This is a genomic window from Streptomyces sp. NPDC085900 (genome assembly GCF_044540925.1).
In the GTDB taxonomy this organism is placed as follows: domain Bacteria; phylum Actinomycetota; class Actinomycetes; order Streptomycetales; family Streptomycetaceae; genus Streptomyces; species Streptomyces gilvifuscus.
Genome location: NZ_JBITSP010000006.1, coordinates 101,632 through 120,113, shown reverse-complemented (window position 1 = coordinate 120,113; position 18,482 = coordinate 101,632). Strand labels below are relative to the sequence as shown.

Sequence of the window (18,482 nt, the reverse complement as noted above, 5' to 3'; positions counted from 1 at the left end):
CCGAATCCCGAATTGCCTTACGGAGCCTGACAGATGCAGCGTCATCTCATCTCGGCCGCCGACCTCACCCGCGACGACGCCGTCCTGATCCTCGACACCGCCGAGGAGATGGCCCGGGTCGCGGACCGGCCGATCAAGAAACTGCCGACCCTGCGCGGCCGTACGATCGTCAACCTCTTCTTCGAGGACTCCACGCGCACGCGTATCTCCTTCGAAGCCGCCGAGAAGCGCCTCTCGGCGGACGTCATCAACTTCTCCGCCAAGGGCTCCAGCGTCTCCAAGGGCGAGTCTCTGAAGGACACCGCCCAGACGCTGGAGGCCATGGGCGTCGACGCCGTGGTCATCCGGCACGGCGCCTCGGGAGCCCCCTACCGGCTGGCCAACTCCGGCTGGATCGACGCCGCCGTCATCAACGCCGGTGACGGCACCCACCAGCACCCCACGCAGGCCCTGCTGGACGCCTTCACCATGCGCCGCCGCCTCGTCGGCCGGGACGCCGGGCTCGGCCAGGACCTGTCCGGCAGGCGCATCACCATCGTCGGCGACGTCCTGCACAGCCGGGTCGCCCGCTCCAACGTCGACCTGCTGCACACCCTCGGCGCCGAGGTCACCCTGGTCGCCCCGCCCACCCTGGTGCCGGTCGGCGTCGAGACCTGGCCCTGCGAGGTGTCGTACGACCTCGACTCCACCCTCACCAAGTCCGACGCGGTGATGATGCTGCGGGTCCAGCGCGAGCGCATGAACGCCGCCTTCTTCCCGACCGAGCGCGAGTACTCGCGGCGCTACGGCCTCGACGGCGACCGCATGGCGCGGATGCCCGAGCACGCCATCGTGATGCACCCCGGCCCGATGGTCCGCGGCATGGAGATCACCGCCGAGGTCGCCGACTCCGACCGCTGCACCGTCGTCGAGCAGGTCGCAAACGGAGTCTCCATCCGGATGGCCGTCCTGTACCTGCTGCTCGGTGGCAACGAGCCCGCCGTCACCCACGCCCGTATCGAGGAGAAGTAAGACACATGAGCAAGATCCTGATCCGTGGTGCGAAGGTGCTCGGCGGCGAGGCGCATGACGTCCTGATCGACGGTGCCACCATCGCCGAGGTCGGCACCGGACTGAGCGCCGAGGGCGCCGAGGTCGTCGATGCCGACGGCAAGGTCCTGCTGCCGGGCCTCGTCGACCTCCACACCCACCTGCGCGAGCCCGGCCGCGAGGACTCCGAGACCGTGCTGACCGGCACCCGCGCCGCGGCGAGTGGCGGCTTCACGGCCGTGTTCGCCATGGCCAACACCTTCCCGGTCGCCGACACCGCCGGCGTCGTCGAGCAGGTCTACCGGCTCGGCCAGGAGCACGGCTACTGCGACGTGCAGCCCATCGGCGCCGTCACCGTCGGCCTGGAGGGCAGGAAGCTCGCCGAGCTGGGCGCCATGCACGAGTCGGCCGCCGGCGTGACCGTCTTCTCGGACGACGGCAAGTGCGTCGACGACGCCGTGATCATGCGGCGGGCGCTGGAGTACGTGAAGGCCTTCGGCGGTGTCGTCGCCCAGCACGCGCAGGAGCCGCGGCTGACCGAGGGCGCCCAGATGAACGAGGGGATCGTCTCCGCCGAGCTGGGGCTCGGGGGCTGGCCCGCGGTGGCCGAGGAATCGATCATCGCCCGGGACGTCCTGCTCGCCGAGCACGTCGGCTCCCGCGTGCACATCTGCCACCTCTCCACCGCCGGGTCCGTCGAGATCGTCCGCTGGGCCAAGTCCCGCGGCATCGACGTCACCGCCGAGGTGACCCCGCACCACCTGCTGCTGACGGACGAGCTGGTGCGCACCTACAACCCGGTCTTCAAGGTCAACCCGCCGCTGCGCACCGAGCGCGACGTGCTCGCGCTGCGCGAGGCGCTCGCCGACGGCACGATCGACATCGTCGCCACCGACCACGCCCCGCACCCGCACGAGGACAAGGACTGCGAGTGGGCCGCGGCCGCCATGGGCATGGTGGGCCTGGAGACGGCGCTGTCGGTGGTGCAGGAGACCATGGTGGACACCGGCCTGCTCACCTGGGCCGGGGTCGCCGAGCGGATGTCCTTCAAGCCGGCCGCGATCGGCGGGGCCAAGGGCCACGGGCGTCCCGTCTCGGCTGGTGAGCCCGCCAACCTCACGCTCGTCGACACGGCATACCGTGGGTCGGTGGACCCCGCGGGCTTCGCCTCGCGCAGCCGCAACACCCCCTACGAGGGGCGTGAGCTGCCGGGCCGTGTGACGCACACGTGGCTGCGGGGCAAGGCCACGCTCGTCGACGGGAAGCTCACGTGACACCTGTAATCCTGCTGGCCGCCGAGAAGAAGTCGGCCGAGGTCACCGACTGGGCCGCCCGCCTCGGCTGGCTCGTCGGACTCGCGCTCTTCGTCGCGCTCGTCTACTGGCTGATGCGCGAGGGCTGGAAATGGCGCGGCACGCTCCAGGGCGACCTGCCCGAGCTGCCCGGCGCGCCGGACGAGCCCGGCGAGGCGAGACTGACCATGAGCGGCCGCTACCACGGCTCCACCACCGCCGGTCAGTGGCTCGACCGCATCGTGGCGCACGGCCTCGGCACCCGCAGCCGGGCCGAGCTCACGCTGACGGACGCGGGACTGGACGTCGTACGCCCCGGAGCGACCGACTTCTTCGTCCCGGCCGCGCAGCTGCGCGAGGCCCGGCTGGACAAGGGCATCGCCGGCAAGGTGCTGACCGAGGGCGGGCTGCTCGTGGTGACCTGGCAGCACGGCGAGCGGCTGATCGACTCCGGCTTCCGCTCCGACCACGCGGCCGAGCACACGGAGTGGGTCGAGGCCCTGAATGTGATGATCAACAAGACGGAAGGCGCACGATGACAACCTCCACCAGGGGAGCTTCCCGGACTCCCGCCGTACTCGTCCTGGAGGACGGCCGGACTTTCCGCGGCCGTGCCTACGGGGCCGTGGGGGTGACCTTCGGCGAGGCGGTCTTCTCGACCGGCATGACCGGCTACCAGGAGACGTTGACCGACCCCTCGTACCACCGCCAGGTCGTCGTGATGACCGCCCCGCACGTCGGCAACACCGGCGTGAACGACGAGGACCCGGAGAGCAAGCGCATCTGGGTCGCCGGATACGTCGTGCGCGACCCCGCGCGCGTGCCGTCCAACTGGCGCTCGCGCCGCTCGCTCGACGACGAGCTGCGCCACCAGGGCGTCGTCGGCATCTCCGGGATCGACACCCGCGCGCTCACCCGCCACCTGCGCGAGCGCGGCGCCATGCGCGTCGGCATCTTCTCCGGCAACGCCCTGCCCGACGAGGGCACCATGCTCGCCGAGGTCCGCCAGGTCCCGGAGATGAAGGGCGCCGACCTCTCCGCCGAGGTCGCCACCAAGGAGGCGTACGTCGTCCCGGCGATCGGCGAGAAGAAGTTCACCGTCGCCGCCGTCGACCTCGGCATCAAGGGCATGACCCCGCACCGGATGGCCGAGCGCGGCATCGAGGTGCACGTCCTGCCCGCCACGGCGACCGCCGAGGACGTCTTCGCCGTCGAGCCGGACGGCGTGTTCTTCTCCAACGGCCCGGGCGACCCGGCCACCGCCGACCACCCGGTCTCCGTGATGCGGGCGGTCCTGGAGCGCGGCACCCCGCTGTTCGGCATCTGCTTCGGCAACCAGATCCTGGGCCGCGCGCTGGGCTTCGGCACGTACAAGCTCAAGTACGGCCACCGGGGCATCAACCAGCCGGTGCAGGACCGTACGACCGGCAAGGTCGAGGTCACCGCGCACAACCACGGCTTCGCCGTCGACGCCCCGCTCGACCAGGTCTCCGAGACCCCCTACGGCCGCGCCGAGGTCTCCCACGTCTGCCTCAACGACAACGTGGTCGAGGGCCTGCAGCTCCTCGACCGCCCGGCCTTCAGCGTCCAGTACCACCCCGAAGCGGCAGCCGGTCCGCACGACGCCGCCTACCTGTTCGACCGCTTCGTATCCCTGATGGAGGGCCAGCGTGCCTAAGCGCACCGATATCCAGTCCGTCCTGGTCATCGGCTCCGGCCCGATCGTCATCGGCCAGGCCGCCGAGTTCGACTACTCCGGCACCCAGGCGTGCCGCGTCCTGAAGTCCGAGGGTCTTCGTGTGATCCTCGTGAACTCCAACCCGGCGACGATCATGACCGACCCGGAGATCGCCGACGCCACCTACGTCGAGCCGATCACCCCGGAGTTCGTCGAGAAGATCATCGCCAAGGAGCGGCCGGACGCCCTGCTGCCCACCCTGGGCGGCCAGACGGCCCTCAACACGGCCATCTCCCTGCACGACAACGGCGTCCTGGAGAAGTACGGCGTCGAGCTGATCGGCGCCAAGGTGCAGGCGATCCACAAGGGCGAGGACCGCGACCTGTTCAAGGAGGTCGTGGAGGAGGTCCGCAGGAAGATCGGGCACGGCGAGTCCGCCCGCTCCGTCATCTGCCACACCATGGACGACGTCCTCGCGGGCGTCGAGACCCTCGGCGGCTACCCGGTCGTCGTCCGCCCGTCCTTCACCATGGGCGGCGCCGGCTCCGGCTTCGCGCACGACGAGGAGGAGCTGCGCCGCATCGCCGGGCAGGGCCTCACCCTCTCGCCGACCACCGAGGTGCTCCTGGAGGAGTCCATCCTCGGCTGGAAGGAGTACGAGCTGGAGCTGATGCGCGACAAGCACGACAACGTCGTGGTCGTGTGCTCCATCGAGAACTTCGACCCCATGGGCGTGCACACCGGCGACTCGATCACCGTGGCGCCCGCGATGACGCTGACCGACCGCGAGTACCAGGTGCTGCGCGACGTCGGCATCGCGATCATCCGCGAGGTGGGCGTCGACACCGGCGGCTGCAACATCCAGTTCGCGGTCAACCCCGTGGACGGCCGGGTGATCGTCATCGAGATGAACCCGCGCGTGTCGCGCTCCTCGGCGCTCGCCTCCAAGGCGACCGGCTTCCCGATCGCCAAGATCGCCGCCAAGCTCGCCGTCGGCTACACCCTCGACGAGATCCCGAACGACATCACGCAGGAGACCCCGGCCTCCTTCGAGCCCACGCTCGACTACGTGGTCGTCAAGGCCCCCCGGTTCGCCTTCGAGAAGTTCCCGCAGGCCGACTCCACGCTGACCACCACCATGAAGTCGGTCGGCGAGGCCATGGCCATCGGCCGCAACTTCACCGAGGCCTTCCAGAAGGCGCTGCGCTCGCTGGAGAAGAAGGGCAGCCAGTTCACCTTCGTCGGCGACCCCGGCGACAAGGACGAGCTGCTGCGCGAGTCGGTGCGGCCCACCGACGGCCGGATCAACACCGTCATGCAGGCCATCCGCGCAGGCGCCACGCCCGAGGAGGTCTTCGAGTACACGAAGATCGACCCGTGGTTCGTCGACCAGCTCTTTCTCATCAAGGAGATCGCCGACGAGCTCGCCGAGGCGCCCGAGCTGACGTCGGAGCTGCTCGCCGAGGCCAAGCGGCACGGCTTCTCCGACCAGCAGATCGCCGAGATCCGCGGGCTGCGCGAGGACGTCGTGCGCGAGGTGCGGCACGCCCTGGGCATCCGCCCGGTCTACAAGACGGTCGACACCTGCGCCGCCGAGTTCGCCGCGAAGACGCCGTACTTCTACTCCTCCTACGACGAGGAGACCGAGGTCGCGCAGCGCGAGAAGCCGGCGGTCATCATCCTGGGCTCCGGACCCAACCGCATCGGCCAGGGCATCGAGTTCGACTACTCGTGCGTCCACGCGTCCTTCGCGCTGAGCGACGCGGGCTACGAGACGGTGATGGTCAACTGCAACCCCGAGACCGTCTCCACCGACTACGACACCTCCGACCGCCTCTACTTCGAGCCGCTGACGCTGGAGGACGTGCTGGAGATCGTCCACGCCGAGCAGCAGGCCGGTCCGGTGGCGGGCGTGATCGTGCAGCTGGGCGGCCAGACCCCGCTCGGCCTCTCGCAGGCGCTCAAGGACAACGGCGTGCCGATCGTGGGCACCTCGCCCGAGGCCATCCACGCCGCCGAGGACCGCGGCGCCTTCGGGCGCGTGCTCGCCGAGGCGGGCCTGCCGGCCCCCAAGCACGGCACCGCCACCACCTTCGCCGAGGCCAAGGCCATCGCCGACGAGATCGGCTACCCGGTTCTCGTCCGGCCGTCGTACGTCCTCGGCGGGCGCGGCATGGAGATCGTCTACGACGAGACCCGGCTGTCGTCCTACATCGCCGAGTCGACCGAGATCAGCCCCTCCCGGCCGGTCCTCGTCGACCGCTTCCTCGACGACGCGATCGAGATCGACGTCGACGCCCTCTACGACGGCACCGAGCTCTACCTCGGCGGCGTCATGGAGCACATCGAGGAGGCCGGCATCCACTCCGGCGACTCCGCGTGCGCACTGCCCCCGATCACGCTGGGCGGCTTCGACATCAAGCGGCTGCGGGCCTCCACGGAGGCCATCGCCAAGGGCGTCGGCGTCCGCGGCCTGATCAACATCCAGTTCGCGATGGCCGGCGACATCCTCTACGTCCTGGAGGCCAACCCGCGCGCCTCCCGCACCGTCCCCTTCACCTCGAAGGCGACCGCGGTGCCGCTGGCGAAGGCCGCCGCCCGGATCTCGCTGGGCGCGACCATCGCCGAACTGCGGGCGGAGGGCCTGCTGCCGGCCAACGGCGACGGCGGCGAGCTGCCGCTCGACGCGCCGATCTCCGTCAAGGAAGCCGTCATGCCGTGGTCGCGCTTCCGCGACGTCCACGGCCGCGGCGTCGACACGGTCCTCGGCCCGGAGATGCGCTCCACCGGCGAGGTCATGGGCATCGACGCCGTCTTCGGCACGGCCTACGCCAAGTCGCAGGCCGGCGCCTACGGCCCGCTGCCCACCAAGGGACGCGCCTTCATCTCGGTCGCCAACCGCGACAAGCGCTCGATGATCTTCCCGGCGCGCGAGCTGGTCGCCCACGGCTTCGAGCTGATGGCCACCTCCGGCACCGCCGAGGTCCTCAAGCGCAACGGCATCAACGCCACCGTCGTGCGCAAGCAGTCCGAGGGCACCGGCCCGAACGGCGAGAAGACCATCGTCCAGCTCATCCACGACGGCGAGGTCGACCTCATCGTCAACACCCCGTACGGCACCGGCGGCCGCCTCGACGGCTACGAGATCCGTACGGCGGCCGTGGCACGGTCGGTCCCGTGCCTGACGACGGTCCAGGCGCTCGCCGCCGCGGTCCAGGGCATCGACGCCCTCAACCACGGAGACGTGGGCGTCCGTTCGCTCCAGGAACACGCCGAACACCTGACCGCGGCCCGCGACTAGCAGCCGACGAGGGGGACACCGGAAACGGTGTCCCCCTCGTCATGAGGACACCATGTACAAGATCTTCTTCAACCTCGTCTTCCAGCGCATGGACCCGGAGAAGGCCCACTACCTGGCCTTCCGCTGGATCCGCCTCGCCGCCCGCGTCCCCGTGCTGCGGACCTTCGTCGCCGCCGCCCTCGCGCCCCGCCACAAGGAGCTGCGCACGGAGGCCTTCGGGCTTCGCATGCACGGCCCCTTCGGGCTGGCCGCGGGCTTCGACAAGAACGCCGTGGCCATCGACGGCATGTCGATGCTCGGCTTCGACCACGTCGAGATCGGCACCGTCACCGGGGAGGCCCAGCCCGGCAACCCCAAGAAGCGGCTGTTCCGCCTGGTGCCGGACCGCGCGCTCATCAACCGCATGGGCTTCAACAACGAGGGCTCGCTGGCCGTAGCGGCCCGCCTGGCCTCCCGCGAGCCGGTCTTCAAGACCGTCGTGGGCGTCAACATCGGCAAGACCAAGGTCGTCCCCGAGGCCGAGGCCGTCGGCGACTACGTCAAGTCCACCGAGCGCCTCGCGCCGTACGCCGACTACCTGGTCGTGAACGTCTCCTCCCCGAACACGCCCGGACTGCGCAACCTGCAGGCCACGGAGGCCCTGCGGCCGCTGCTGAGCGCCGTCCGCGAGGCAGCCGACCGCGTGGTGTCCGCCCGCCGGGTGCCGCTCCTGGTCAAGATCGCACCGGACCTCGCCGACGAGGACGTCGACGCCGTCGCCGACCTGGCCGTCGAACTCGGCCTCGACGGCATCATCGCCACCAACACCACCATCGCGCGCGAGGGGCTCGGTCTGACCTCCGACCCCTCGCTGGTCAAGGAGACGGGCGGGCTCTCCGGCGCTCCGCTCAAGGCGCGCTCCCTGGAGGTGCTGCGCCGCCTCTACGCGCGCGTGGGCGACCGCATCACCCTGGTGGGCGTCGGCGGCATCGAGAACGCCGAGGACGCCTGGCAGCGCATCCTCGCCGGCGCCACGCTCGTGCAGGGCTACAGCGCCTTCGTCTACGAGGGACCCTTCTGGGGCCGCGCCATCCACAAGGGGCTCGCCGCGCGGCTGCGCACCAGCCCCTACGCCACCCTCGCCGACGCGGTCGGCGCCGACGTGAGGAAGAACGCATGACGGTCCTCGAACCCTTCGGCGCGCGCCTGCGCCGTGCCATGGACGCCCGCGGCCCGCTGTCCGTCGGCATCGACCCGCACGCGTCCCTGCTCACCGAGTGGGGCCTGAACGACGACGTGGCCGGCCTGGAGCGGTTCAGCCGCACGGTGGTCGAGGCGGTGGCCGACCGGGTCGCCGTCCTCAAGCCCCAGAGCGCCTTCTTCGAGCGCTTCGGCTCGCGCGGTGTCGCCGTCCTGGAGAAGACGGTCCAGGAGGCGCGCGCGGCCGGCGCCCTGGTCGTCACGGACGCCAAGCGCGGCGACATCGGCTCCACCATGGCCGGCTACGCCGAGGCCTTCCTGCACAAGGACTCCCCGCTGTTCTCGGACGCCCTGACCGTCTCGCCGTACCTGGGCTACGGATCGCTCAGCCCGGCCGTCGCGCTGGCCCGGGAGAGCGGCACCGGCCTGTTCGTGCTGGCCCTCACCTCCAACCCGGAGGGCGGCGAGGTCCAGCACGCGGTGCGCCCCGACGGCCGCAACGTCGGCGCGACGATCCTGGGCCACCTGGCGGCCGAGAACGAGGGGGAGCAGCCCATGGGCTCCTTCGGCGCCGTCGTCGGCGCCACGCTGGGCGACCTGTCCTCGTACGACCTGGCGATCAACGGGCCGCTCCTGGCGCCCGGCGTCGGTGCCCAGGGGGCCACCCCGGCCGACCTCCCCAAGGTCTTCGGGGCCGCCGTGCGCAACGTCGTGCCGAACGTCAGCCGGGGGGTGCTGCGGCACGGTCCCGACATCGTCGCGCTGCGGGATTCCGCGGACCGCTTCGCGGAGGAGATCCGGGCGGCGCTCGCCGGCGTGTGAGCTGTACCACGTCCGGGGCCTCCGGGACGGCCGTATGAGGCGTTCATGACGGCCGTCCCGGCTGTTCCCGAAGGTCGCGGGAGTCTTCCAACAGGTGTTCGGAAGCCCGCTTGAGTCTGAATACATCCTCAAATCCAGGGCATTATGTCCTAAATGTCCGGCCTGACGGAGGCTGACCAGGACTTTTCCGCTGTTCTCGCTGACTCTGGCGGACTTGACCGCTAGTCTCCGACGAGAGTCAAAGGGCAAGCGTGTTGCTCGTGGCTCCCCAGGTGTGGGGCGACTAGGTTCCTCACCGGTCCGTATCCGACAGTTCGACATCCGAGGTGACGTAGGCGTGGCTCTTCCGCCCCTTACCCCTGAACAGCGCGCAGCCGCGCTCGAAAAGGCCGCCGCGGCTCGCCGGGAGCGGGCCGAGGTCAAGAATCGACTCAAGCACTCCGGCGCCTCCCTGCACGAGGTCATCAAGCAGGGCCAGGAAAACGACGTCATCGGCAAGATGAAGGTCTCCGCCCTGCTCGAGTCCCTGCCGGGCGTGGGCAAGGTCCGCGCCAAGCAGATCATGGAACGACTCGGCATCTCCGAGAGCCGCCGGGTTCGCGGCCTCGGCTCCAACCAGATCGCTTCCCTGGAGCGTGAGTTCGGCAGCACCGGCTCCTGAGTCCGGGACCTCCGGACCAGGAGTCCCGGGCACACCGGGATTGCTGGAATAATCGCTGCATGGCTGCAACATTCCGGGGGACGACCCCCGAGCCCCCGGACGTACGTCCGCGGCTGACCGTGCTCTCCGGCCCCTCCGGGGTCGGCAAGAGCACGGTCGTCGCCCATATGCGCAAGGAACACCCCGAGGTCTGGCTCTCGGTGTCGGCGACGACCCGCAAGCCCCGCCCCGGCGAGAAGCACGGCGTCCAGTACTTCTTCGTCACCGACGAGGAGATGGACAAGCTGATCGCCAACGGCGAGCTGCTGGAGTGGGCCGAGTTCGCCGGCAACCGCTACGGCACGCCGCGTGCGGCCGTTCTGGAGCGGTTGGAGGCGGGGGAGCCCGTCCTGCTGGAGATCGACCTCCAGGGTGCCCGGCAGGTGCGTGAGTCGATGACGGACGCCCAGCTGGTGTTCCTGGCTCCTCCCTCCTGGGAGGAGCTCGTACGCAGGCTCACGGGACGTGGCACCGAACCGCCCGAGGTGATCGAGCGTCGCCTCGACGCGGCGAAGGTCGAACTGGCCGCCGAGCCGGAGTTCGACGTGACCTTGGTCAACACCTCCGTCGAGGACGTGGCTCGCGAGCTGCTAGCCTTGATGGATGTTGTGTGATCGCACGTGATGTGATCACGACCGATCTTTTCCCATCCATCGGAAGGTAGAGCGTGTCCTCTTCCATCTCCGCGCCCGAGGGCATCATCAACCCGCCGATCGACGAGCTCCTCGAGGCCACCGACTCGAAGTACAGCCTCGTGATCTACGCGGCCAAGCGGGCCCGCCAGATCAACGCGTACTACTCGCAGCTCGGCGAGGGCCTCCTCGAGTACGTCGGTCCGCTCGTCGACACCCACGTGCACGAGAAGCCGCTCTCGATCGCCCTGCGCGAGATCAACGCGGGTCTGCTGACGTCCGAGGCCGTCGAGGGCCCCGCGCAGTAGTACTTTCGTATCGCGGTTGACTTATCCACAGGCCCGGCAGCGCGACTGTCGGGCCTGTGGTCTGCCGGGGGCGCGGGGGTCGCCCCCCGCTGTGATGCAGCATGGGACGTGCACGTTGCCGAGCCGGGGAGAAACGGTGGACAAGCCGAAGGTCGTTCTGGGGGTCAGCGGCGGCATCGCCGCGTACAAGGCCTGTGAGCTGCTGCGCAGGCTGACGGAGTCGGGTCACGACGTGCGCGTGGTGCCGACGGCCTCCGCGCTGCACTTCGTCGGCGCCGCCACCTGGTCCGCCCTCTCCGGCCACCCCGTCTCCACCGAGGTCTGGAACGACGTCCACGAGGTCCCCCACGTCCGCATCGGGCAGCACGCCGACCTGGTCGTCGTCGCCCCCGCCACCGCGGACATGCTCGCCAAGGCCGCCCACGGACTGGCCGACGACCTGCTCACCAACACCCTCCTGACCGCCCGCTGCCCGGTCGTCTTCGCCCCCGCCATGCACACCGAGATGTGGGAGCACCCGGCCACGCAGGAGAACGTGGCGACGCTGCGCCGCCGCGGCGCCGTCGTCATCGAGCCCGCGGTCGGCCGCCTCACCGGCGTCGACACCGGCAAGGGCCGGCTGCCCGACCCGGGCGAGATCTTCGAGGTCTGTCGGCGCGTCCTCGCCCGGGGCGTCACCGCACCCGACCTCGTCGGCCGGCACGTCGTCGTCAGCGCGGGCGGCACCCGCGAACCCCTCGACCCCGTCCGCTTCCTCGGCAACCGCTCCTCCGGCAAGCAGGGCTACGCCCTCGCCCGCACCGCCGCGGCGCGCGGCGCCCGCGTCACGCTCGTCGCCGCCAACACCGGCATGCCGGACCCGGCGGGCGTCGACGTCGTCCAGGTCGGCACGGCCGTGCAGCTGCGCGAGGCGGTGCTCAAGGCCGCCGCGGACGCCGACGCCGTCGTCATGGCCGCGGCCGTCGCGGACTTCCGGCCCGCGGCCTACGCCGCCGGGAAGATCAAGAAGAAGGACGGCCAGGATCCCGAGCCCGTTGCGCTCGTACGGAATCCGGACATCCTCGCGGAGATCTCGGCCGAGCGGGCCCGCGACGGGCAGGTGATCGTCGGCTTCGCCGCCGAGACCGACGACGTGCTGGCCAACGGCCGCGCCAAGCTGGAGCGCAAGCGCTGCGACCTCCTGGTGGTGAACGAGGTGGGCGAGCGCAAGACGTTCGGCTCCGAGGAGAACGAGGCGGTCGTACTGGGCGCCGACGGCACCGAGACACCGGTGCCCCACGGGCCGAAGGAACATCTGGCCGAAATCGTCTGGGACCTGGTGGCGGAGCGGCTCGGCTGAATGTTTCATTCGCTTCTCGGCCCCCTCAAACCTCTGCCACAAGGGCGTGGCGACCCTGGCCAAGCCCGCAGGGTATTGGGCAGAATGCCCGTGCCGCTGGTCACAGCCCTCCCGAGAGGCGAGACGGAGAGGCCGGTGGCCGAGACAGACCGATAAACTGTTCTCGGACGGTGCCGGGCGCAGCCCCCGAGCCCGTCCGCCCATGATCAGCCAGCAGCCGCTGCAACCCCAGGGAGCGTTGTGTCCCGTCGCCTGTTCACCTCGGAGTCCGTGACCGAGGGCCACCCCGACAAGATCGCTGACCAGATCAGCGACACCATTCTCGACGCGCTCCTGCGCGAGGACCCGACCTCCCGGGTCGCCGTCGAGACGCTGATCACCACCGGCCTGGTGCACGTGGCCGGTGAGGTCACCACCAAGACCTACGCGGACATCGCGACCCTCGTCCGCAACAAGATCCTCGAGATCGGCTACGACTCCTCCAAGAAGGGCTTCGACGGCGCTTCCTGCGGTGTCTCGGTCTCGATCGGCGCGCAGTCGCCGGACATCGCGCAGGGCGTGGACACGGCGTACGAGTCCCGGGTCGAGGGTGACGAGGACGAACTCGACAAGCAGGGCGCCGGCGACCAGGGCCTGATGTTCGGCTACGCCACGGACGAGACGCCGACCCTGATGCCGCTGCCGATCTTCCTGGCGCACCGACTGTCCAAGCGCCTGTCCGAGGTCCGCAAGAACGGCACCATCCCCTACCTGCGCCCGGACGGCAAGACCCAGGTCACCATCGAGTACGACGGCGACAAGGCCGTCCGCCTCGACACGGTCGTCGTCTCCTCGCAGCACGCGTCCGACATCGACCTGGACTCGCTGCTCGCGCCCGACATCCGCGAGTTCGTCGTCGAGCCGGAGCTCAAGGCGCTCCTGGACGAGGGCATCAAGCTCGACACGGAGAACTACCGCCTCCTGGTCAACCCGACCGGCCGCTTCGAGATCGGCGGCCCGATGGGCGACGCCGGCCTGACCGGCCGCAAGATCATCATCGACACGTACGGCGGTATGGCCCGCCACGGCGGCGGCGCCTTCTCCGGCAAGGACCCGTCCAAGGTGGACCGCTCGGCCGCCTACGCGATGCGCTGGGTCGCCAAGAACGTCGTCGCGGCCGGCCTCGCCTCCCGCTGCGAGGTGCAGGTGGCGTACGCGATCGGCAAGGCCGAGCCGGTGGGTCTGTTCGTCGAGACCTTCGGCACCGCCACGATCGACCACGAGAAGATCGAGAAGGCGATCGACGAGGTCTTCGACCTCCGCCCCGCCGCGATCATCCGCGACCTCGACCTGCTCCGCCCGATCTACGCCCAGACGGCGGCCTACGGCCACTTCGGCCGCGAGCTGCCCGAGTTCACCTGGGAGCGGACGGACCGGGTGGACGCGCTGAAGAAGGCCGTGGGGCTGTAGCCCTTCCCGTCGTTCCAGGGCCCGGCCCCCTTCCCAGGGGGCCGGGCCCCGTTCGTCGTTCTCGGGGGACCACCACGCCGTCGTTTGTCAGTGGGGTTTGGTAAGAATGCAAGCGTGAGCAGCGAGAACGGTTCGGGGGGCGGTGGCGGCGAGGGTGCGCCGCCGGAGCAGCTTGCGCTCATCAGGGAAAGTGTGCGGAAGGCCAGGGAGCCGCGGGCCAAGCCGCGGACCTGGCGGGGGGCTGCCTTGGCGGGGGCGCTGCCGGTCGCGCGGGTGCTGGTCGACAAGGGCGTGCTGCATCTCGACCGGTACTTCGACTACGCGGTGCCGGAGGAGCTCGATGCCGACGCGCAGCCCGGGGTGCGGGTGCGGGTGCGGTTCGGGGCCGGGCGGCACCGGGTGCGGGAGGGACGGCGCGAGGGCGGCGGGCTGATCGACGGGTTCCTGATCGAGCGGCGTGCCGAGTCCGACTATTCGGGGCCGCTGGCCGCGCTCGCCCAGGTCGTGTCGCCCGAGCCGGTGCTGAGCGAGGAGCTGCTGGGGCTCGCGCGGGCCGTCGCCGACCGGTACGCGGGCAGTCTCGCCGACGTACTGCAGCTCGCCGTGCCGCCGCGCAGCGCCCGGGCCGAGCAGCGGCCCTCGCCCGAGCCGCTGCCGCCGCCCGGCGCGCCGGAGACGGGGTCCTGGGCGCGGTACGAGCGGGGGGCCGCGTTCCTGGAGTCGCTGGCGTCCGGCGGAGCCCCACGCGCCGTGTGGAACGCGCTGCCGGGGCCCGGGTGGAGCGAGGAGATCGCGCGGGCCGTGGTGGCCACGCTGGCCTCCGGACGCGGGGCACTCGTCGTCCTGCCGGACGGGCGGGCCGTCGCGCGCGTCGACGCCGCGCTGACCGCCCTGCTGGGGGAGGGGCGGCACGCGGTGCTCACCGCCGACGCCGGGCCCGAGAAGCGGTACCGGGAGTGGCTGGCGGTGCGGCGAGGGTCCGTACGGGCCGTCGTCGGGACCCGGGCCGCCATGTTCGCGCCCGTCCAGGACCTCGGGCTCGTGGCCATCTGGGACGACGGCGACGACAGCCACAGCGAACTGCACGCCCCTCAGCCGCATGCGCGCGAGGTGCTGCTGTTGCGGGCCGCGCAGGACAAGTGCGCCTTCCTGCTGGGCGGTTGGAGCTGCACCGTGGAGGCGGCTCAGCTCGTCGAGAGCGGCTGGGCGCGGCCGCTCGTCGCCACGCGGGAGCAGGTGCGGGCTCTCGTTCCGCTCGTGCGGACCGTGGGGGACGGCGATCTCGCGCGCGACGAGGCCGCCCGGGCCGCCCGGCTGCCGACCCTCGCCTGGCAGGCCGTCAGGGAGGGACTGCGCCACGGGCCGGTGCTCGTACAGGTGCCCCGGCGGGGATACGTGCCGCGCATGGCGTGCGCCGACTGCCGTGCGCCCGCCCGGTGCCGGCACTGCTCCGGGCCGTTGGAGGGGCAGGAGTCGGGAGCGGCGCTGCGGTGCGGGTGGTGCGGCCGCGAGGAGAGCGGCTGGCACTGTCCGGAGTGCGGCGGATTCCGGCTGCGGGCGCAGGTCGTGGGCGCGCGCCGGACGGCCGAGGAGCTCGGGCGCGCCTTCCCCGCCGTTCCCGTGCGGACGTCGGGGCGTGAGCACGTGCTGGACACCGTGCCGGACGCGCCGGCGCTGGTCGTCAGCACACCGGGGGCCGAACCCGTCGCCGAGGGCGGTTACGCGGCGGCGCTGCTGCTGGACGGCTGGGCGATGCTCGGGCGGCCCGATCTGCGGGCCGGCGAGGACGCGCTGCGGCGGTGGATCGCGGCCGCCGCGCTCGTCCGCCCGCAGGGCGCCGGGGGCACCGTGGTCGTCGTCGCCGAACCGACGCTGCGGCCCGTGCAGGCGCTGGTGCGGTGGGATCCCGTCGGACACGCGGTGCGGGAGCTCGGCGAGCGCGCCGAGCTGGGCTTTCCGCCCGTGTCGCGGATGGCGGCCGTGTCGGGGACGCGGGAGGCGATCACCGAGTTCCTGCGTACGGCCGAACTGCCGCCGGAGGCCGAGCTGCTGGGGCCCGTCCCCCTACCGGTCACATCGGCGGGCCGACCGCGCCGGGTGGGCGCACCGCCCCCCGGCGAGCACTGGGAGCGGGCGCTGGTACGGGTGCCGCCCGGCAGCGGAGCCGCCCTGGCATCGGCGTTGAAGGCCGCCCAGGCGGCGCGGATGGCCCGGGGCGGGGGCGCCGGTACCGCGGAAGCGGCGGTGCGGGTGCGGATCGACCCACCGGACATCGGCTGAGACGCACGTCCCGATTTCCGGGGCGCGATGCCCCGGTGCCGTGGGGGGAGTGGCCTGGGGCGGACCGGCCGCCCCAGACGGCGGGCCGCCGGCGGCCACCGAGCACTCGCCCCCGCCGGGGCGGCCTGCGGGGCAGCGGACCGGTCGCCGTCGGAACCGCCGGCACTCGCCCCGCCCCGGCCGTGGCGCCCACGGCGAGGACCCGGCCGGGTTCGTCGCCGCCGTGCTTGCCTGCGGGGCAGCGACCGGTCGCCCTCGGAACCGCCGGCACTCGCCCCGCCCCGGCCGCGACGCCCGCGGCGGCGATCCGGCCGGGTTCGTCGCCGCCGTGCTTGCCTGCGGGGCAGCGACCGGTCGCCCTCGGAACCGCCGGCATCGCCCCCGCCCCGGCCGCGACGCCCGCGGCGGCGATCCGGCCGGGTTCGTCGCCGCCGGGCCGGCCTGCGGGGCAGTGGACCGGCCGCCGTCGGCCCGCGGGGCAGTGGACCGGTCGCCGTCGGCCCGCGCGCACGGTAGGCGGCCGTATGCCAGCCCGCGGCCGTTCCTGACCCGTGGCCGGCGGCCCGTCCGCAGCAGGCACTGTCCAAGCCTGCTGCCTCGTGGCCGACAGGTGCGCCGGACCGCGACCGATGTCCCGGCATGCGTCTGCCCTCCCGGAGCCGGATGTGGGCCGGGAGGGCAGGAGGTGAGGTGGTTCAGCCGTTGCGCGGGCCGGGGAAGGCCGTCGGTCTGGCCTCTTCGCGCAGGACGGGGCTGCCCGCCGTCGGCTGGGTGGGCATGGCGCGGGCGGCGGGGACCGTCGGCACCGTGGGCATGCCGGTGTTCACGGTGACCGCCCTGCTCGACGACGTCTCGGCCGTGCGCTCGGCCTCGGCGGCGGCCTGGGCGGCGGCGCGACGGGCGCCGTAACGGCGGTGCACCGCCTGCTTGGTGACGCCGAGTGCGGAACCCACCGCGTCCCACGAGAAACCGAGGGAGCGGTCGAAGTCGACCGCGGCCGTCACCAAGGTCTCGACACTGTCCCGCAGTTCCTGGGCGAGGCGGACCGTCGGGGCGGGGGCACGTCCGTAGACGACGAAGCCCGTGGAGGGGCCGGAGCGGCGCGGGCGGTAGACGTTGCCCAACTGGGCGGTGAGTGTGCGCAGTGCGTCCACCTGCCGGCGGACCCGCTCGATGTCCCGCACCAGCAAGTGCAGGCTGGCCCGAGCCTGGGCGTCGTGGGTTGCGTGGTCGGCCATGAACAAGCCTCTCGAACCGGCGTTGAAAAGGATCGGGCCGCGCTGAAGCGGCCCGTTGTGGTCAACTCTTTCTTGACCAACGCGGCAACGCTCCGCGGGTCACGCAGTGGGGGCGTGTGGGCATATGCGTGCGCCCCGGTGGGGGACGGCGCGCCTCGACCGTCGGCCGTGGGCCCGGCCGTTCTCCCGCCCGCACCAGCCCTTTCCGCTCGGCCGTGAGGTCATAGACTGGGTCGCTGCCCGCAACCCGACTGGGCGCTGCCCGCAACCCGCTCCCCGAGAGGCCCGAACCCACCCATGAAGCTCGTCTTCGCCGGGACCCCCGAGGTCGCCGTTCCCGCTCTGGACGCTCTGATCGCCTCCGGGCGGCACGAGGTGGCCGCCGTCGTCACGCGGCCCGACGCCCCGGCGGGACGGGGGCGCCGGCTGGTCGCGTCGCCCGTGGCGCAGCGGGCGGAGGAGGCCGGCATCGAGGTGCTGAAGCCGCTCAAGCCACGGGACCCGGAGTTCCTGGAGCGGCTGCGGGAGATCGCGCCCGACTGCTGTCCCGTCGTGGCGTACGGCGCCCTCCTGCCCCGCGTCGCCCTCGACGTGCCCGCCCACGGCTGGGTCAACCTGCACTTCTCGCTGCTGCCCGCCTGGCGGGGCGCGGCGCCCGTGCAGCACTCCATCATGGCCGGGGACGAGATCACGGGCGCCTCGACCTTCCTGATCGAGGAGGGGCTGGACTCCGGCCCCGTCTACGGCACCGTCACGGAGGTGATCCGGCCCACCGACACCAGCGGCGACCTGCTCACCCGCCTCGCCTTCGCCGGCGCCGGCCTGCTCGCCGCGACCATGGACGGCATCGAGGACGGCACGCTGAAGGCCGTACCGCAGCCGGCCGACGGCATCACCCTGGCCCCGAAGATCACCGTCGAGGACGCCCAGGTGGACTGGCGCGCACCGGCGTTGCGGGTCGACCGGGTCGTGCGCGGCTGCACGCCCGCGCCGGGTGCCTGGACCGTCTTCCGGGGCGAGCGGCTCAAGCTGATCCAGGTGACGCCCGTGCCGGAGCGGACCGACCTCGCGCCCGCCCGGCTGGCCGTCGGCAAGAACAGCGTGCACGTCGGCACCGGCTCGCACGCCGTCGAGCTGCTGTGGGTGCAGGCCCAGGGCAAGAAGCCGATGCGGGCCGCCGACTGGGCGCGCGGGGTGCGCATCGCCGACGGCGAGAGCCTCGGCGCGTAACCGGC

General features: G+C 71.9%; 15 protein-coding genes. 14 read left to right on the top strand and 1 reads right to left on the bottom strand.

What is annotated here, in order from left to right; translation table 11 throughout:
* Window positions 1-33 precede the first annotated feature (33 nt).
* The 13 genes from ACIGDI_RS22045 (at window position 34) to ACIGDI_RS21985 (ending at window position 16,009) form a co-directional block, all read left to right on the top strand.
* Entirely contained in the window at window positions 34-1,011 is a 978-nt protein-coding gene (locus tag ACIGDI_RS22045; RefSeq protein WP_385247766.1) for an aspartate carbamoyltransferase catalytic subunit, read from the top strand.
* A 5-nt stretch (window positions 1,012-1,016) separates the two neighbouring features.
* Window positions 1,017-2,303: a dihydroorotase gene (locus tag ACIGDI_RS22040; protein ID WP_399899135.1), complete on the top strand. Its 1,287-nt coding sequence runs from the start codon at window positions 1,017-1,019 to the stop codon at window positions 2,301-2,303.
* Window positions 2,300-2,860 carry a hypothetical protein gene (locus tag ACIGDI_RS22035; RefSeq protein ID WP_399899132.1) on the top strand — a complete coding sequence of 187 codons (561 nt, stop codon included), beginning with the start codon at window positions 2,300-2,302 and terminating at the stop codon, window positions 2,858-2,860. The genes ACIGDI_RS22040 and ACIGDI_RS22035 overlap by 4 nt, the downstream gene beginning before the upstream one ends.
* Window positions 2,857-3,999 (top strand): glutamine-hydrolyzing carbamoyl-phosphate synthase small subunit, encoded by a 1,143-nt coding sequence (gene carA / locus ACIGDI_RS22030; RefSeq protein ID WP_200703877.1) that lies wholly within the window; start codon window positions 2,857-2,859, stop codon window positions 3,997-3,999. The genes ACIGDI_RS22035 and carA overlap by 4 nt, the downstream gene beginning before the upstream one ends.
* Window positions 3,992-7,300 carry a carbamoyl-phosphate synthase large subunit gene (carB, locus tag ACIGDI_RS22025; protein ID WP_399899129.1) on the top strand — a complete coding sequence of 1,103 codons (3,309 nt, stop codon included), beginning with the start codon at window positions 3,992-3,994 and terminating at the stop codon, window positions 7,298-7,300. The genes carA and carB overlap by 8 nt, the downstream gene beginning before the upstream one ends.
* Before the next feature lie 52 nt (window positions 7,301-7,352).
* Window positions 7,353-8,459, top strand: a complete 1,107-nt coding sequence (locus ACIGDI_RS22020; protein WP_399899126.1) for a quinone-dependent dihydroorotate dehydrogenase — start codon at window positions 7,353-7,355, stop codon at window positions 8,457-8,459.
* A complete protein-coding gene (gene pyrF / locus ACIGDI_RS22015) occupies window positions 8,456-9,301 on the top strand; it encodes an orotidine-5'-phosphate decarboxylase (RefSeq protein ID WP_399899123.1) in 846 nt (281 codons plus the stop codon). Before ACIGDI_RS22020 ends, pyrF begins: the two co-directional genes overlap by 4 nt.
* A 337-nt stretch (window positions 9,302-9,638) precedes the next feature.
* Complete coding sequence (locus tag ACIGDI_RS22010) at window positions 9,639-9,962, top strand: integration host factor (RefSeq protein ID WP_003977346.1); 324 nt, start codon at window positions 9,639-9,641, stop codon at window positions 9,960-9,962.
* A 59-nt stretch (window positions 9,963-10,021) separates the two neighbouring features.
* Complete coding sequence (gene gmk / locus ACIGDI_RS22005) at window positions 10,022-10,615, top strand: guanylate kinase (protein WP_200703881.1); 594 nt, start codon at window positions 10,022-10,024, stop codon at window positions 10,613-10,615.
* Between the two features lie 53 nt (window positions 10,616-10,668).
* Window positions 10,669-10,941: a DNA-directed RNA polymerase subunit omega gene (rpoZ, locus tag ACIGDI_RS22000; RefSeq protein WP_003988945.1), complete on the top strand. Its 273-nt coding sequence runs from the start codon at window positions 10,669-10,671 to the stop codon at window positions 10,939-10,941.
* Between the two features lie 136 nt (window positions 10,942-11,077).
* The gene (gene coaBC, locus ACIGDI_RS21995; RefSeq protein WP_399899120.1) at window positions 11,078-12,280 is read left to right on the top strand and encodes a bifunctional phosphopantothenoylcysteine decarboxylase/phosphopantothenate--cysteine ligase CoaBC; all 1,203 of its coding nucleotides are present in this window, start codon (window positions 11,078-11,080) and stop codon (window positions 12,278-12,280) included.
* A 240-nt stretch (window positions 12,281-12,520) separates the two neighbouring features.
* Window positions 12,521-13,729, top strand: a complete 1,209-nt coding sequence (metK, locus tag ACIGDI_RS21990) for a methionine adenosyltransferase (protein ID WP_383673066.1) — start codon at window positions 12,521-12,523, stop codon at window positions 13,727-13,729.
* A gap of 114 nt (window positions 13,730-13,843) precedes the next feature.
* Entirely contained in the window at window positions 13,844-16,009 is a 2,166-nt protein-coding gene (locus ACIGDI_RS21985; protein ID WP_399899116.1) for a primosomal protein N', read from the top strand.
* A gap of 695 nt (window positions 16,010-16,704) precedes the next feature.
* On the opposite strand, the gene ACIGDI_RS21980 is transcribed toward ACIGDI_RS21985, so the two are convergent.
* On the bottom strand, window positions 16,705-17,247 hold the full coding sequence (locus ACIGDI_RS21980) for a hypothetical protein (RefSeq protein ID WP_272175711.1): 543 nt from the start codon (window positions 17,245-17,247) through the stop codon (window positions 16,705-16,707).
* 297 nt (window positions 17,248-17,544) lie between these two features.
* On the opposite strand from ACIGDI_RS21980, the gene fmt reads away from it, so the two are divergent.
* On the top strand, window positions 17,545-18,477 hold the full coding sequence (gene fmt / locus ACIGDI_RS21975; RefSeq protein ID WP_399899113.1) for a methionyl-tRNA formyltransferase: 933 nt from the start codon (window positions 17,545-17,547) through the stop codon (window positions 18,475-18,477).
* Window positions 18,478-18,482: the final 5 nt, after the last annotated feature.

What these genes read in the sequence shown, in the direction of transcription:
- gmk (WP_200703881.1), top strand. Translation starts at nt 10,022, where the DNA reads ATGGCTGCAACATTCCGGGGGACGACCCCCGAGCCCCCGGACGTACGT.
- ACIGDI_RS22045 (WP_385247766.1), top strand. Translation starts at nt 34, where the DNA reads ATGCAGCGTCATCTCATCTCGGCCGCCGACCTCACCCGCGACGACGCC.
- ACIGDI_RS22020 (WP_399899126.1), top strand. Translation starts at nt 7,353, where the DNA reads ATGTACAAGATCTTCTTCAACCTCGTCTTCCAGCGCATGGACCCGGAG.
- carA (WP_200703877.1), top strand. Translation starts at nt 2,857, where the DNA reads ATGACAACCTCCACCAGGGGAGCTTCCCGGACTCCCGCCGTACTCGTC.
- ACIGDI_RS22040 (WP_399899135.1), top strand. Translation starts at nt 1,017, where the DNA reads ATGAGCAAGATCCTGATCCGTGGTGCGAAGGTGCTCGGCGGCGAGGCG.
- pyrF (WP_399899123.1), top strand. Translation starts at nt 8,456, where the DNA reads ATGACGGTCCTCGAACCCTTCGGCGCGCGCCTGCGCCGTGCCATGGAC.
- fmt (WP_399899113.1), top strand. Translation starts at nt 17,545, where the DNA reads ATGAAGCTCGTCTTCGCCGGGACCCCCGAGGTCGCCGTTCCCGCTCTG.
- ACIGDI_RS21980 (WP_272175711.1), bottom strand. Translation starts at nt 17,247, where the DNA reads ATGGCCGACCACGCAACCCACGACGCCCAGGCTCGGGCCAGCCTGCAC.